Annotated in this window: 15 protein-coding genes; 1 reads left to right on the top strand and 14 read right to left on the bottom strand. The window is 39.6% G+C overall.

Annotated elements, in window-relative coordinates; all coding sequences use genetic code 11:
* Window positions 1-2: 2 nt before the first annotated feature.
* From ACGHCK_RS01915 to ACGHCK_RS01880, 8 genes are all read right to left on the bottom strand, one after another.
* Window positions 3-266 (bottom strand): ParB N-terminal domain-containing protein, encoded by a 264-nt coding sequence (locus ACGHCK_RS01915; protein ID WP_459178577.1) that lies wholly within the window; start codon window positions 264-266, stop codon window positions 3-5.
* Window positions 190-1,017: a ParA family protein gene (locus tag ACGHCK_RS01910; RefSeq protein ID WP_271327940.1), complete on the bottom strand. Its 828-nt coding sequence runs from the start codon at window positions 1,015-1,017 to the stop codon at window positions 190-192. Before ACGHCK_RS01910 ends, ACGHCK_RS01915 begins: the two co-directional genes overlap by 77 nt.
* A gap of 135 nt (window positions 1,018-1,152) precedes the next feature.
* The gene (locus tag ACGHCK_RS01905) at window positions 1,153-1,332 is read right to left on the bottom strand and encodes a hypothetical protein (RefSeq protein WP_271327941.1); all 180 of its coding nucleotides are present in this window, start codon (window positions 1,330-1,332) and stop codon (window positions 1,153-1,155) included.
* 113 nt (window positions 1,333-1,445) lie between these two features.
* Window positions 1,446-3,113 carry a 23S rRNA (uracil(1939)-C(5))-methyltransferase RlmD gene (gene rlmD / locus ACGHCK_RS01900; RefSeq protein WP_271327942.1) on the bottom strand — a complete coding sequence of 556 codons (1,668 nt, stop codon included), beginning with the start codon at window positions 3,111-3,113 and terminating at the stop codon, window positions 1,446-1,448.
* A gap of 105 nt (window positions 3,114-3,218) precedes the next feature.
* Complete coding sequence (locus tag ACGHCK_RS01895; RefSeq protein WP_251420574.1) at window positions 3,219-3,989, bottom strand: Nif3-like dinuclear metal center hexameric protein; 771 nt, start codon at window positions 3,987-3,989, stop codon at window positions 3,219-3,221.
* Complete coding sequence (locus ACGHCK_RS01890; protein WP_251420572.1) at window positions 3,986-4,663, bottom strand: tRNA (adenine(22)-N(1))-methyltransferase; 678 nt, start codon at window positions 4,661-4,663, stop codon at window positions 3,986-3,988. The genes ACGHCK_RS01895 and ACGHCK_RS01890 overlap by 4 nt, the downstream gene beginning before the upstream one ends.
* Complete coding sequence (gene nth, locus ACGHCK_RS01885; protein WP_251420570.1) at window positions 4,656-5,300, bottom strand: endonuclease III; 645 nt, start codon at window positions 5,298-5,300, stop codon at window positions 4,656-4,658. The genes ACGHCK_RS01890 and nth overlap by 8 nt, the downstream gene beginning before the upstream one ends.
* 1 nt (window position 5,301) lies before the next feature.
* Window positions 5,302-5,973: a DnaD domain-containing protein gene (locus ACGHCK_RS01880; RefSeq protein WP_202229468.1), complete on the bottom strand. Its 672-nt coding sequence runs from the start codon at window positions 5,971-5,973 to the stop codon at window positions 5,302-5,304.
* Between the two features lie 163 nt (window positions 5,974-6,136).
* Here ACGHCK_RS01880 and ACGHCK_RS01875 point away from each other — a divergent pair, with 163 nt between their 5' ends.
* Window positions 6,137-6,790: a redox-sensing transcriptional repressor Rex gene (locus ACGHCK_RS01875; protein ID WP_202229466.1), complete on the top strand. Its 654-nt coding sequence runs from the start codon at window positions 6,137-6,139 to the stop codon at window positions 6,788-6,790.
* Window positions 6,791-7,009: 219 nt separating this feature from the next.
* On the opposite strand, the gene radC is transcribed toward ACGHCK_RS01875, so the two are convergent.
* The 6 genes from radC to folP all read right to left on the bottom strand — a co-directional run bounded on the left by radC (window position 7,010) and on the right by folP (window position 13,477).
* Window positions 7,010-7,693 carry a RadC family protein gene (radC, locus tag ACGHCK_RS01870; RefSeq protein WP_251420568.1) on the bottom strand — a complete coding sequence of 228 codons (684 nt, stop codon included), beginning with the start codon at window positions 7,691-7,693 and terminating at the stop codon, window positions 7,010-7,012.
* A 279-nt stretch (window positions 7,694-7,972) separates the two neighbouring features.
* A complete protein-coding gene (gene glmS, locus ACGHCK_RS01865) occupies window positions 7,973-9,790 on the bottom strand; it encodes a glutamine--fructose-6-phosphate transaminase (isomerizing) (protein ID WP_251420566.1) in 1,818 nt (605 codons plus the stop codon).
* A gap of 151 nt (window positions 9,791-9,941) precedes the next feature.
* A complete protein-coding gene (locus ACGHCK_RS01860; protein WP_251420564.1) occupies window positions 9,942-10,580 on the bottom strand; it encodes a deoxynucleoside kinase in 639 nt (212 codons plus the stop codon).
* Between the two features lie 44 nt (window positions 10,581-10,624).
* Window positions 10,625-11,917, bottom strand: coding sequence for a bifunctional folylpolyglutamate synthase/dihydrofolate synthase (locus tag ACGHCK_RS01855; RefSeq protein ID WP_251420563.1), 1,293 nt, complete (start codon window positions 11,915-11,917; stop codon window positions 10,625-10,627).
* A complete protein-coding gene (locus tag ACGHCK_RS01850; protein ID WP_251420562.1) occupies window positions 11,907-12,404 on the bottom strand; it encodes an NUDIX domain-containing protein in 498 nt (165 codons plus the stop codon). Before ACGHCK_RS01850 ends, ACGHCK_RS01855 begins: the two co-directional genes overlap by 11 nt.
* On the bottom strand, window positions 12,404-13,477 hold the full coding sequence (folP, locus tag ACGHCK_RS01845) for a dihydropteroate synthase (RefSeq protein WP_271327943.1): 1,074 nt from the start codon (window positions 13,475-13,477) through the stop codon (window positions 12,404-12,406). Before folP ends, ACGHCK_RS01850 begins: the two co-directional genes overlap by 1 nt.
* Window position 13,478: the final 1 nt, after the last annotated feature.

Below are 13,478 nucleotides of genomic sequence, written 5' to 3'. Positions count from 1 at the left end.
TCCTACATCAGACGGACAGTAGCAGGGGTCATTACGCCGCTTCGCTTGATACTATCGACAAGCTGTTCCATGTCCTCGTCCATTAAAACCTTGAACGGGTGGTCGGGAAACTCGTCAATCTGGGAAATGGGAATATCCCGTATTTTGCTTAACTTCGCTTCCTCACGGCTCTGGTCTGTTTCAAACAGGTCATCGTATGCGGTCAGCTCGATTTTTGTTTCTCTGTTTCTCGCCAAGCTCTGCCACCTCCTTTCCGAACTGCTCATAAGCTGCGGCTACCTTGCCGCCTTTGTCGTAGGCAAAAATGCTCTTTCCCTCTGCGGTGGCTTCTACCGCACGGATGGAATGGGGTATCTGGGTATCAAACACCTTGATTTTCTGTCCGTAGGCACTTCTCACCGTGGCGGTGATTTCCTTGGAGATGTTCGTGCGGGGCATTACCATCGTCATAAGGATGCCGTCAATCCGCAGAGGTGGATTGATTTGCCGTTTGACTTTCGACACGGAGCGAAGCAACAGCTCTAAGCCTTTGGCAGAAAGATAGTGGGGCTGTGTGGGGATAACCACGCTGTCAGCCGCCGCAAGTGCATTGATGGTGAGCATACCCAAACTCGGCATACAGTCTATTAAACAATAGTCGTAATTCTTTTTGACCTCGTTCACGCAGGTTTTCAGCACGCTTTCACGGCTTATGGCGTTAATCAGCCTTACTTCCAAGCCCGACAGCTCAATATTGGACGGTAACAGGTCAACGCCCTCGCCGTGGTGCAGGATGCCTTGGACGACATCAACAGATTTATCGTCTATGATGTCCTGCATGATGGTGGAGAGCGTGACCTGCAAATCGTCTGGTCTGTTAAGCCCAAGTGACATGGTTAGATTTGCCTGTGCGTCGGCATCAATGAGCAAAACTTTCTTGCCCTGCTGTGCCAGACTTACGCCCAGATTGACCGCCGTGGTGGTCTTACCGACACCGCCTTTCTGGTTGGTTAAAGCGATTACTTTGCAATTTGACATAGAGTGCGTCCTCCTTTCGCATAGATTTAGCCGCTTTGTCAAGGCGGCTATGTAACTGTACCAGAGGACGCAGGACGCAAAAAAGCCGCTTACTCTTAAACTTGATAAGAATAAGCGGCTTCGTGGTGATGTGCCTTAGACATATTCAATTTTCATTCTCTTAACAGGGGCGTTGACAACTTTGAAAATGAGTTCGTCAACGGGGTCGGTATATCTGCCCTGTTTGATAAGCTGATTTTTCAATTCCACAAGGCTATGTAGCAACAGCTTTCTTTCCTCGCTGTCAAAATACAAGTGGGTTTTCTTTTCTCTCATAATTGCCACCGTCCTTTTTTCTTTCATTATATAGGGAAATGATAGACGGCTCAAATCTGCAATTCGGGTAAAAAAATAAGCGTACCACTATTTCTAATGATACGCTCATAATTTCAGATAACCTCAAAATGCTTCAAAGCATCTTTGATTGCTTCAACCTTTTCTGGTGTTGGATGTTTCCTCGGCTGTTTCAATTCCTCTACCGCATTAGGGGCATCGTACATCGGCAAACCTAAATCCCGTTTTACCTCTGCGATATATGCGGTATGTACTTTGAAGCCATATTTTTCTTCTATGTACTCCTTAATCATTTTGTAGGTAACTCGCTCTTTCGGCTTGTATGCTTCGGCTCTCTTAGCGATATTATCAAGCGGCACTTTGCCCTCACCCTCGCCAAACTCGACTTTTACGTTGATTACGCTGTCTGGTTTTTTGTGGGAAAGCATTACAACCGTCTCAACATGCTTCGTCTGCGGAAAGAGATCAACCGGCTGCACTTTTTCCAAAAGATAGCCTTCTTCTTCAAAGTGCACGACATCACGTGCAAATGTCGCTGGATTGCATGAAATATAGATGATAGTGCGTGCTTGTGTTGCTGTTGCCGCTTTGATAAAGCTTTCATCTAACCCCTTACGTGGTGGGTCAACAAAGATAAGATCAGGCTGAATCCCCTCTTGCAACCATCGGGGCATCACTTCTTCTGCTGGACCCACTTCATAATGCGCATTTGTGATACCATTAAGAGCTGCATTGACCTTGGCATTTTCAACTGCTTCAGGTATAACTTCCATACCGTAGACTTGTGCGACTTTGTCCGCCATTCCAAGTCCAATGGTGCCGATACCGGAATACGCGTCAATGACAACATCATCTGCTTTCAGCTCTGCGAAATCATAGGCCAACTGATAAAGCTTCTCTGCTTGTGCTGTATTGACTTGATAGAAAGCCCGTGCTGAGATTTGAAATTCCTTACCCAGCATGCTATCCGTGATGTAATCTTTACCTGACAGAAGTTTGAACTCCGAGCCAAAAATAGCATTTCCTGTCGACTTGTTAATGCTAAGCTGGAAGGAGTCAACCTTATCACCGTATTCGGTAATAAGTTCAGAAAGTCCAGCAAATTGAGCATCGGTCACAACCAAGATGAGCATGATTTGACCGCTATGGAAACCTCGACGAATCACGATATTACGTACAATACCTCGCTTTGCTTTCTCATCATAGGGTTGAATGTTAAGCCGTATTAAACTCTCACGCACCTGATTAACCAAGTCATCAATTTCTGGATTTTGAATATAAAAATCACGAATCGGAACTAAATCGTGAGAATTCTTACGGAAAAATCCTGTTTCTGTCCGTCCTTTCACACTACGGACAGGTACTTGCGCTTTATTGCGATATTGACTTTCCTGTTCTGCACCTAAGGTTTCGAGGACCGGAAAATCTGGCTTATGTGCATTTTTACGAAGCACATCGACAACCTGTTGGCGTTTAAAATGAAGCTGCGCAGGATAAGCCATATGACCAAAGTCAGCGATTCCTGTGCGCAAATAGGTCACATTCACATCCTGCACACGATCTGGAGATTGGCTGAGCCATTCTTCTACCTTTCCAAAGCCAAAATTTTTCCCGACTTTTAGAACCTTCATTTTTATCTCTTCAGCAGGTAAAGCATTTTCAACAAAAAAAGGGAAGTTATCTACTTTGATAACTCCTTGTCCTTCGTGTGTCAAGTCAACGACTTTTCCTTGGATAATTTCATTTTTCTGGAATTTTTTCATGATTTCATGATAGCATACCCGCTTGATAAAGTCCAATGATGTTTAAATGACAAGCACCTTAACAACTTCACGGAAATTGATTACAGTAAGCTTTTTGTTAACTTGCTAAATATCAAAGAAAGGATTTGTATTCACTTTACTTTCTATTATTTCAACATCTGTGGCAAAACTGGCTAATTTTTCAGCAACTTTTGGAACAAAGAGATGCTCCAAGTAATGTCCGGGATCAAGTCCGACAAGCCCTTGCGAAAGTTGGTCATGTCCAACATGGTAATAGATATCACCTGTAATGTAAAGATCCGCACCTTTAGCTTGAGCCTCTGTCCAAAATTTACCGCCGCTTCCACCACAAATAGCGACACGCTTAATCATCTGGCTTAATGAGCGGTCATAAGTCACCAAACGCAAATAGTCTAAAGCAAAAGTTTTTTTCATTTTCTCTGAAAAGTCCGCCAAACTCATCGGCTCAATATTACCTACACGACCCAAACCTTCTTCGGATAAAATTTCTGTATCCTTAATCTCTAAAAGCTCACAGAACCAATCATTAAGTCCCCCATCAACAACATCAATATTGGTGTGACTTGTATAAACAGCAATACCGGCTTTCGCCAAGTCAAGGACTATCTTTTCCTGACTGTCCGCATCTGTCAAATTCGCTAAGGGACGGAAAATGACAGGATGTTTCGCTAAAATCAAATCCACGTCTTTTTCAATAGCTTCCAAAACAGTTTGTTCTCGAATATCCAAAGTAACTAAAACTTTTTTTACCGGAGCATCAAGTGAACCAATCTGTAAACCTACAGGATCTCCTTCAACCGCTAAATCTTTCGAGCAAAACTCTTCGTACAAGGCCATGAAATCTCTGATTTTCATTGTAGGACTCCTTCTATCTTTTCTTTTTTAGCTTGAACAGCTGCGCGTTTCTCATGGTTTTCAGGAAGTCGTTCAAGTATTTTCTTTAAAGTACTGAGCTCTTTATTCCATTTTTTACGGAAGACCTCTGATTTTTCTTGCGAAAGATAAGGTCCAAACTCAAGCTCTGTTTCATTCAGCTCAGATGTGCCATGCTCTGCCACAATAATTTCATAGATTTTTCCTGCTTCAAGAAGAATCTTTTCTGACGAAATTACAAAATCATGCGCGACAAGCCACGAACGAAGACTTTCTTCATGATTATTGGGCTGCAAGATAAGTTGCTCCACTTGACTCAATTTATCTTTACCCTCTTCAAGGATTTCCGAAATTAAAAGTCCACCCATACCCGCAATCACGATACTTGAGATAGCATCGCTTTCTTCAAAGGCAGCCAAACCATTGGCTAATCTGACCTCTATCTTATCTTGCAAGTTCTGCTCAGACACATGATTTTTAGCAATCTGAAATGGGCCTTTAACCACTTCGCCTGCGATTGCAAAATCAATCTTTTTTTGCTGAATCAAATAGGTTGGGAGATAAGCATGATCACTGCCTACATCCAAAAGACGGCTGTCAGATTTAACGAGATCAGCAACAGCTTGTAGACGTTTTGAGAGTTTTACTTCAGTCATTCAAGTTTCTCTTTCCAAATTTACAGTATTCAAGGACAGGACATTCTTCACACTTTGGTGCGCGCGCCGTACAATGATAACGTCCAAAAAAGATGAGGTGATGATGACTTTCCACCCAGCGTTCCTCAGGAATGAGCTTCATCAACTTTTCTTCGACTTCCAAAACGGAGGCTTTCTGTGACACGATATCTAAACGCTTTGAAATCCGTTCTACATGGGTATCAACAGCAATTCCAGGTATACCATAAGTTTCTCCCAGAACGACGTTTGCTGTTTTTCGGCCAACACCAGGCAAGGTTTGTAATAATTTTTTATCTTTTGGCAGTTCGCTATTAAAGTTTTCTACCAGCATCTGAGAAGTCTTTACAATGTTTTTCGCTTTCGTTTTGTAAAGTCCAATTGTTCGGATACATTGTTCAACGTCTGAAATGTCTGCCTGTGCCAAACTTTTAGGGTCAGGATACTTCGCAAAAAGACCTGGTGTCGCCTTATTTACGCCCTTATCTGTGGCTTGTGCAGATAAGATAGTTGCAATCAAAAGTTGAAAAGGTGTTTCCCACTCCAGCTCTCCGTGTGCTTCCGGAAACATGTTTACAATGATATCTAAAGCTTCTAAAAATTTTTTCTTACTTAGCATATTATTTTCCGTTCCAAGGACCATCCATTGGGATATAAAAATCTGTATTTTTTTGGTTCTGTGTAGCTTCTACACGCTCTGCTTTACGCTGCTCAATAGCTTGTGTACTCATTAAGCCTTCGTTACGCCAGTTTCGCAAAATCGCTTTGATATAGTTGAGCGAAACTTTTCGATTAATGACTGCTTCACGAAGAGCAAGTTTAATCAACTCTGCATCATAATTATCTTCAAAAAGCAGGCTGCGCAGTTCTTCACTTTGCATTGGTGTAATCATACCCATCTCTGCTTCAAAAATATTAACTAAATCTTGAAGTTGCCCCGTGTTTTGTATATTAGAAGTATCTTCTGCTTGAATTTTTGGTGTCAATCCTTCCAATTGATCCAGCTTTTTAAGTGCAGGAGTAACATCAAAAATCGTTTCTACATCCCCTGAAATTTCCAATAAGGTAACTTTCAAAGAACCAAAATCTTGCAAATTATCAATACTGTGGTTAACATCTGAAAGTTTCTTTCCTATCTTTGTAGCAATTTCACTGGGCGCACTGTCACGATTTTCATACAGATAAAGCCAAACCAAAAAGTCCCCCGCTGAGGGGAAAAGTTGAGCAAAATGCTCCAACATAGCATGAGGAAGTATGATGTGTCCAGCCATATAGTTTTCATAGTAGGTCATGCTATTATTTTATCACATTTCATTGTTTTCTTCCTTTTCTTCTATGAGACAAGCATGGATAAAAAGGGAACTATAAAATAATTCGCATTATCCAGAAAGAATTGTTTGACAATTTATCCTAAAAAAAGTAAAATATTCACAAAGACTATGTAAAGGAGATAACATGGCTGGCTCCCAAGTTAATAAACAACTACCTAAGGCAACTGCAAAACGTTTGCCTCAATACTACCGTTTGTTCAAACTTTTAGTTGATGAACAAGTGACGCGCACAAACTCGCAGCTTATTTCTGAAAAAATTGGTGTAGATGCAGCAACGATTCGGCGAGATTTTTCACTTTTTGGTGAACTGGGACGGCGAGGTTATGGCTATGAAACACGTGCTTTGCGTGACTTTTTTGGAGAACTACTTGGACAAGACCGTGAAACCCATATTGCCCTTGTAGGAGTCGGCAATCTTGGACGGGCCTTGATTAACTACCAATTCCAAAATCGCAATAAGATGCGTGTTACCCAAGCTTATGATGTACCAGAAAATCCACTCGTAGGTACAACGAGCGCTACAGGTGTTCCTATCTACGATATTGCAGATTTCTCAAAACATGTCAAAAACTCAAAAATCAAAACAGCGATTATTTCTGTAAATAAAGAAAATGCTCAAGAAGTTGCAGATATCTTAGTAGAGTCCGGAATCAAAGGTATTCTTAATTTCTCACCTTTACGCCTGCATGTACCAGATGATGTCGTAGTACAATCTATTGACTTAACCAAAGAACTTCAAACCCTCTTGTTCTTCATGTCACATAAGGATATCAAATAAAAAGCTCAGATAATTTCTAGATGGCTTGTTTGTCCGAACTGCTTGAAGTGTGAGGGTATCAATGCACAAAACATCACTTAAAAAATACAGCAGCACTTGAATAAACTGCTGAAAAAGTCGGGAAATTCATTTTTCCCGACTTTTTTATACGACAAGTTCTTGTATTTAAGCAAAACAATATAAGTTTTTCAGTAGTCTTACACTCTGTCTCTATATTTTTTAATGGTCCAATAGACCCTCTTCTCTGAAGCTGAGATAGGTATTGTGTCCTGTAATAATGTGGTCTAAAAAATGAATGCCTAAGTTTTCGCAAACCTCCTTAATTTTCTTGGTAAAGACTTTATCCTGCGGACTTGGCTGAGTTATACCTGAAGGGTGATTATGTGCAATAATAATTCCGACAGCAAGATTTCTAATTGCATAATGCAAGATCTCACGTGGATGAGCAATTGAATGGTTGACTGCTCCGATGAAAATCGTTTTTTTCTGAATGATACGGTTTTGACTGTCCAAGTAAATAGCAACTAAATTTTCCTGATCAAAAGAAGCCATCTCATCTACCAAACTCATCCCCAGTTGTTGAGACCCCATCACTTGCCCATAGCGCTTTCTTTGTGTTGTATGAATCCTCTTTCCAAGCTCAATCATGGCTCTTATTTCAACTGCTTTTACTTGACCTATACCTGATATTTCCTTTAGCTCTCCCACTGAAGCACGGCGAAACTCCTCTAAATTGTCAAAAACACTCAGCACACGAGCTGCAAGTTCCATGACATTTTCTTTTTTACTACCTGTTCTCAATAAAATAGCTAAAAGTTCCTGTTCATTCAGCTTTTCAGAGCCAAAAGCTAATAGACGTTCACGGGGTTTCATAGGATAATTATCTTCTCTTACTTGATACATGTCTTCTCCCTATATACCTGTACGTAAAAAACGCTTGAAATTCACCTTTTCTTTTATCACAGAACTTGGATTTTCTCCATAAATCCCTAGGTTTGTCCCTTCACTCTTTAACTTGTCCCAAACACTAAGAAACAACCTCAAGAAACCATAATTACAGATACGCTGGGAAGAAAAAACTAAAAAAAAACAGAAAATGCTCAATGTGGCATAGAAAGCCATCATCTTGAGCATTTTTCTGTTTGACTATTGAGACCTTAGCCGCTTAAGAATATTAATTTCTTATTCAACAGTTACGGCTTTAGCAAGATTACGTGGTTTGTCTACGTCAAGACCACGTTGTACTGTTGCATAGTAAGCAATCAATTGTGTCGGTACAACCATTGAAATAGCTGAAAGATAAGGGTGAACATTATTGATGACAATATCATCATCTTCACGTGCTACAGCTTCTTCTACAATCGTAATCGCTGATGCACCACGTGCCACTGTTTCCATGACATTTCCTCGTGTGTGTGCTGCAACTTCTTCATTATTTGAAATCAGCGCAATCACAGGTGTACCATTTTCAATCAAAGAAATTGTCCCATGTTTAAGTTCTCCAGCAGCAAAGCCCTCACATTGGATATATGAAATTTCTTTTAGTTTCAAGCTAGCTTCCATAGAAACAAAGTAATCTTGTTTACGACCAATATAGAAAGCATTTCGCGCTTCTGGCAACAGTTTTGCTACTAGGTCTGAAATCATTTCTTTCTCTGAAAGCGTGGACTCGATAGATTGAGCAACGAGTGAAATTTCCTTGACTAAATCGAAATCAAGCGCCTTAAGATTTTGGTCGGCGTCACCTACAGCCTTAGCTAAGAAAGCTAAAGTTGCAATCTGCCCTGTGTAAGCTTTCGTTGAAGCAACTGAAATTTCAGGTCCAGCACCAATCAACATTGTGTATGTTGCTTCACGTGATAATGTTGAGCCAGGTACATTTGTTACAGTCAAGCTTGGATGACCCAGTTCATTTACTTTTACAAGTACTTGACGACTATCCGCTGTTTCACCTGATTGTGAAAGGAAGATAAACAAAGGATTTTCACTCAATAATGGCATACCATAACCCCATTCAGAAGCAAGGCCAAGTTCAACCGGTGTATTTGTCAGCTCTTCAAGGATTTGTTTAGAAGCATAGCCTGCATGAAGTGATGTTCCAGCTGCGATGATGTAGATGCGGTCCGCTGCTTGAACTGCTTTTACAATGTCTGCATCAACAGTAACTTTTCCATCTTGATTCGTATAAGTAGAAACGAGTTTACGCATCACGCTTGGTTGCTCATCAATTTCTTTGAGCATATAGTAAGGATATGTTCCTTTACCAATATCTGAAAGGTCAAGTTCCGCTGTATAGCTTTGACGCTCTACTGTATTTCCTTCGTAATCCATTACCTCTGCCTTATCTTTAGTCAAGATAACGAGCTCTTTATCATGAATTTCCATAAATTCAGATGTTTCACGAATCATGGCCATTGCATCAGAGCACACCATGTTATAGCCTTTTCCTAGACCGATAAGTAAAGGAGATTTGTTTTTCGCAACATAGATTACATCAGCATCTTCTGCATCCATGAGAGCAAAAGCATACGAGCCTTCAATAATAGACAAGGCTTTTTTAAATGCTTCAAGTACAGAAAGTCCATCTTCTTCCGCAAATTTAGCGATGAGGTGTACGGCAACTTCTGTATCTGTTTGTCCCTTAAATGTATCATTTGCAAGGTATTCTTCTCTAATCTCTGAGAAATTCTCAATCACTCCATTGTGTACCAAAACGAAACGTCCTGAAGTGGAAGTATGAGGATGTGCATTATCTTCGGTCGGTTTACCATGTGTAGCCCAACGTGTATGACCAATCCCCGCTGTTCCAGTAACGTTGTCCCCTGTTTTTGCTTCTAAGTCTGCAATGCGACCGACTGATTTTACAAGGTTAGCTTTTCCAGAATCATCGGTCACAAAAATTCCTGCTGAATCATAACCACGATATTCAAGTTTTTCAAGACCTTGCAACAGAATGTCCGTTGCATTACGGTTTCCAACAACACCTACAATACCACACATATTAATCTCTCCATTAGCTAAATTGGTATAGCTACTTTTTCTTTATTTTTTCGTCAATAAAAAAATGATAATACAATGTTTTGCATTTGTCAAGAATAATAAATCTTTAATTGGTATAGTTGATTATAAGCAAAAAAATAAATCTTTCGATTTACTTTAATTGCAACTTGACTAATTCTTTGTCCACCTGTGCGAGTACCTTTTCTAAGTCTTCTTCATTGTTGACGAAGTCAAATAAATCACCATCAATACGCATTTTAGGTGAAACGTTATAGTTTTTATACCATATTGGGTATTCCTCATGCACCTGTTGGTAATAAGCTTTCAGCTCTGGCTGTTTCTCTACTTGTTCAAAACTTCGCCCCCGTTGAGTGATTCTTGAAAGCATTGTTTCAAAGCTCACGTCAATATAAACAAGTAAATCAGGACGTTTTTTAGGCATTCCTTCTATCTCTTCTAGCATATTACTGAGCAAATTTTGGTAGATTTCTAGTTCTGTTTTTGTGACATTACCATTTTTATAATTTAGTGTTAAAAAAAGTTCGTCTTCAAATATCGAACGGTCAAGAACGTTATTTTCCTGATCATAAGCCATTTTGATTGATTCGAAACGTTTGTTTAAAAAATAAATTTGCAGCAAAAAAGCATATTTTCTAGGGTCTTGATAATATAAGTCAAGAACAGGATTATTATCTACCGCTTCATAATATACATCTGTTCCCAAATGTTTTCCCAAAGCTTTAGCCAAGCTTGACTTTCCCGCACCTATTGTTCCTGCTAAAACAATCAAAGTTTTATTCTCCTATAAAGTCCAAAGCAGGACTGTCTTCATTTTTATTGTTTATTTTTTTGTTCCAGTAAATACTCTCTGATTTGAGCCATAAAGTATAAGGAACCTGTCATTAAAAGAACATCATCTTCTTTTAACATGTCTTTTAAGACATGATATTCGTCTTTCCAATTTTCAACCAGTTCCACATTATCTCGTTCAAGATAAGTGAACTCTTCTAATTTTAATGCTTTTGGATAATCAAAAGTTGTTAATATAAGCCGAGAATTATCAACGCTTTGGAGCATTTTAATCATCTCTGTAATATCTTTTGTGACGATAGCTGAAAAGAGGATGATAATTTTCCGACCTGAAAATTCTGTTTTCAAATTTTCTAAAAGACGATGCATAGCATGTACATTATGCGCGCCGTCAAGTATAATCAAAGGCCTATGACTTATTTGCTCCATTCGTGCAGGCCAAAAAGTGGCTTGCAGACCTTTTCTGATAGCATTTTCTGAAAGTGATAATTTCATTTTTTCAGCATAAATCAAAGAAAGTTTGATTGCCAGTGCTGCATTGTCTACCTGATGAACCCCTAATAAAGATTTTTCTAGGTAGGTTAATTCAAAATGGTCATCCCTATAGTTAAAGTACTCATCTTCAAGCACTTCAACTTGATAATCTACACCAAATTGATAATGCTTTGCCTGCTTTTTTTCAGCTGTTTGCTGAATAACCTTTAGTGCTTCAGCAGAGATTCTTCCACTCACTAAAGGCGTATGCGGTTTAATAATTCCCGCCTTTTGTGCAGCTATTTCCTCTAAGGTAGAACCCAGTATATCCATGTGATCCAAACCAATGGTTGTTATCGCACTTGCTACAGGCTGGATCACATTCGTACTGTCCAGCAAACCACCCAAGCCGACCTCGATCAGAGCTACATCAACTTTTTCATCTGCAAAATAGCGCAGCGCTACAGCTGTAATAATCTCAAACTCAGTAATACCTGCAAATCGTTCATCCGCATCGAGCTGTTCAACTAAAGGCTTTACCTGCTCCACATAGAAAATAAGTTTCTCATCGGGAATAGGTCGTTCATTAATAGCCATACGCTCACCAAAGGACTCAATGAATGGACTTGTAAAGGTGGCTACTGTGAGACCAAGCTGACGTAAAATACTCCTTGTAAAAGCAACTGTTGAACCTTTGCCATTTGTTCCAGCAATGTGCAGCATGGATAAATCCCTTTCAGGATTCCCAAGTAGTTTCAGCAAGGCTTCTACCCGAGTTAAACCAGGACGAATATTAAATTTAAGTCTACTGTGAATCCATTCTAATGCTTGATCAATATTCATGTCCTTCTCTTTTCTCTTCAAAATATTTTTGGAATTCCTCAGGTGCTTCGGCTTTAGAAAGTAAAAAAACAGGTAATTCAGAGCGCCTTGTCAGACCGTTTGTGAGTTCAAATGTGTAACGAAAATCAATATGTTGATGCGCCTTTTCATTTTTCACAGAATTAAACGGAATTTCTATGATATTCACATCTATAAGATGCCCATTTTTTGCTACGAGTCCCGTTTCCTCGTGAAATTCGCGTAAGGCAGCTTCTTTAGGACTCTCTCCTTCTTCCACATGTCCTGCCGGAAGTAAGAGTTCTTTTTGATAGGGATGTTCGATAAAGTATAGCTTTTCTCCCTCAAAAACAAGAGCTGATGCCGAAAGCTGCAAGGATGGATTTTTCTTCCCTTTTAAATCTTTACCGTTTCTCAAAAGCTCTTTTATCTTTTGGATTTTTTTTGAATTTCCCAAAGAGGAAATCTCATGTATCAACTCATTGTACATCAGTATTTTTGGTAAATTTTAAAATTTTCTATTAAGCGATGCGTTGCTTCAACATCATGCACCCGTAAAACACGTCCACCATCCATCATCATTTGACTTTCGAGAATCAAAGTTGAGATGAGACGTTCATCAACTTCCATGTTTAAAAGGTTGCTCATGAAGGATTTTCGGGATATTGCTATCATCACAGGTAAACCCAGTTTTGTCAATAATTCAGTCGTTTTCAACCTCTGTAAGGAATCCACACCTGTTGCACCACCAGAAAAACCTACACCAGGATCAATACAAATCTGAGTGCTGGCAATTCCCAACTCCTTAAGTTCTTTTTGCTTATCGGCAAAATATGCAGGCAATTCTTGATAGACATTGTCCGCATAATGTAAGCCTGCTCGACCATTATTCATCACAACTAAAGCAGGTTGATATTCTTGTATGAGCAACAATTTTTCAGGTGTATCAAAACCATCTATGTCATTGATGATATCTGCTCCTTCATCAAGTACACGTTGCATGACATAAGCTTCATCCGTATCAATGGCAATAACAGCTTCGGGAAATGCTCTACGAATATTTTTCAAAGGTTCCGCCAAACGTTGCCACTCTTCTTCTGGAGAAATGTCGACATAGCCAGGACGAGAGGATTTTCCTCCCAGTTCAACAACATGCGCTCCGTTTTGCAAATCTTGCTCAACACGGCGCAAGATATAGTCTAACGTCAGATTCTCTTTTGCCCCATCGTAAAAAGAATCTGGCGTCACATTGACAATACCATAAACAATAGGATCTAAAGTCAAGTCAAAAGAAAAATTCTTTCCTGACCAGATAATCTTATGCCGCTTAAAAATTGTTTCTAGAATCGCTTTCCCCTGCGGAAAAGGCCAGACTTGAATGAAGTCAGAAAGCTGATAAATCGTAAAAAAAGCCAACATATCTCGACCATCAAGCAAGGTTTTTGATCCGAGACGAAACAAAATATCGTTTAGGCTTGTCAGCTCTTGACTATTGCAGTCAGTGAACTTAACCACAATATGTTTTAAGGAAAAGGAATCTGTATTTTGTTCAATAATCTTCATT

It is taken from the genome of Lactococcus muris (genome assembly GCF_042849115.1).
Taxonomy (GTDB): Bacteria; Bacillota; Bacilli; order Lactobacillales; family Streptococcaceae; genus Lactococcus; species Lactococcus muris.
The sequence above is the reverse complement of the archived record's forward strand: the minus strand, read 5'-3'. Positions and strand labels throughout refer to the sequence as shown.

Excerpts from the sequence above, each read along its gene's own strand:
- ACGHCK_RS01910 (WP_271327940.1), bottom strand. The coding sequence starts at position 1,017 with ATGTCAAATTGCAAAGTAATCGCTTTAACCAACCAGAAAGGCGGTGTC.
- ACGHCK_RS01905 (WP_271327941.1), bottom strand. The coding sequence starts at position 1,332 with ATGAGAGAAAAGAAAACCCACTTGTATTTTGACAGCGAGGAAAGAAAG.
- ACGHCK_RS01875 (WP_202229466.1), top strand. The coding sequence starts at position 6,137 with ATGGCTGGCTCCCAAGTTAATAAACAACTACCTAAGGCAACTGCAAAA.
- rlmD (WP_271327942.1), bottom strand. The coding sequence starts at position 3,113 with ATGAAAAAATTCCAGAAAAATGAAATTATCCAAGGAAAAGTCGTTGAC.
- ACGHCK_RS01890 (WP_251420572.1), bottom strand. The coding sequence starts at position 4,663 with ATGACTGAAGTAAAACTCTCAAAACGTCTACAAGCTGTTGCTGATCTC.
- glmS (WP_251420566.1), bottom strand. The coding sequence starts at position 9,790 with ATGTGTGGTATTGTAGGTGTTGTTGGAAACCGTAATGCAACGGACATT.
- ACGHCK_RS01880 (WP_202229468.1), bottom strand. The coding sequence starts at position 5,973 with ATGACCTACTATGAAAACTATATGGCTGGACACATCATACTTCCTCAT.
- ACGHCK_RS01915 (WP_459178577.1), bottom strand. The coding sequence starts at position 266 with ATGAGCAGTTCGGAAAGGAGGTGGCAGAGCTTGGCGAGAAACAGAGAA.
- ACGHCK_RS01895 (WP_251420574.1), bottom strand. The coding sequence starts at position 3,989 with ATGAAAATCAGAGATTTCATGGCCTTGTACGAAGAGTTTTGCTCGAAA.
- folP (WP_271327943.1), bottom strand. The coding sequence starts at position 13,477 with ATGAAGATTATTGAACAAAATACAGATTCCTTTTCCTTAAAACATATT.
- radC (WP_251420568.1), bottom strand. The coding sequence starts at position 7,693 with ATGTATCAAGTAAGAGAAGATAATTATCCTATGAAACCCCGTGAACGT.
- ACGHCK_RS01850 (WP_251420562.1), bottom strand. The coding sequence starts at position 12,404 with ATGTACAATGAGTTGATACATGAGATTTCCTCTTTGGGAAATTCAAAA.
- nth (WP_251420570.1), bottom strand. The coding sequence starts at position 5,300 with ATGCTAAGTAAGAAAAAATTTTTAGAAGCTTTAGATATCATTGTAAAC.
- ACGHCK_RS01855 (WP_251420563.1), bottom strand. The coding sequence starts at position 11,917 with ATGAATATTGATCAAGCATTAGAATGGATTCACAGTAGACTTAAATTT.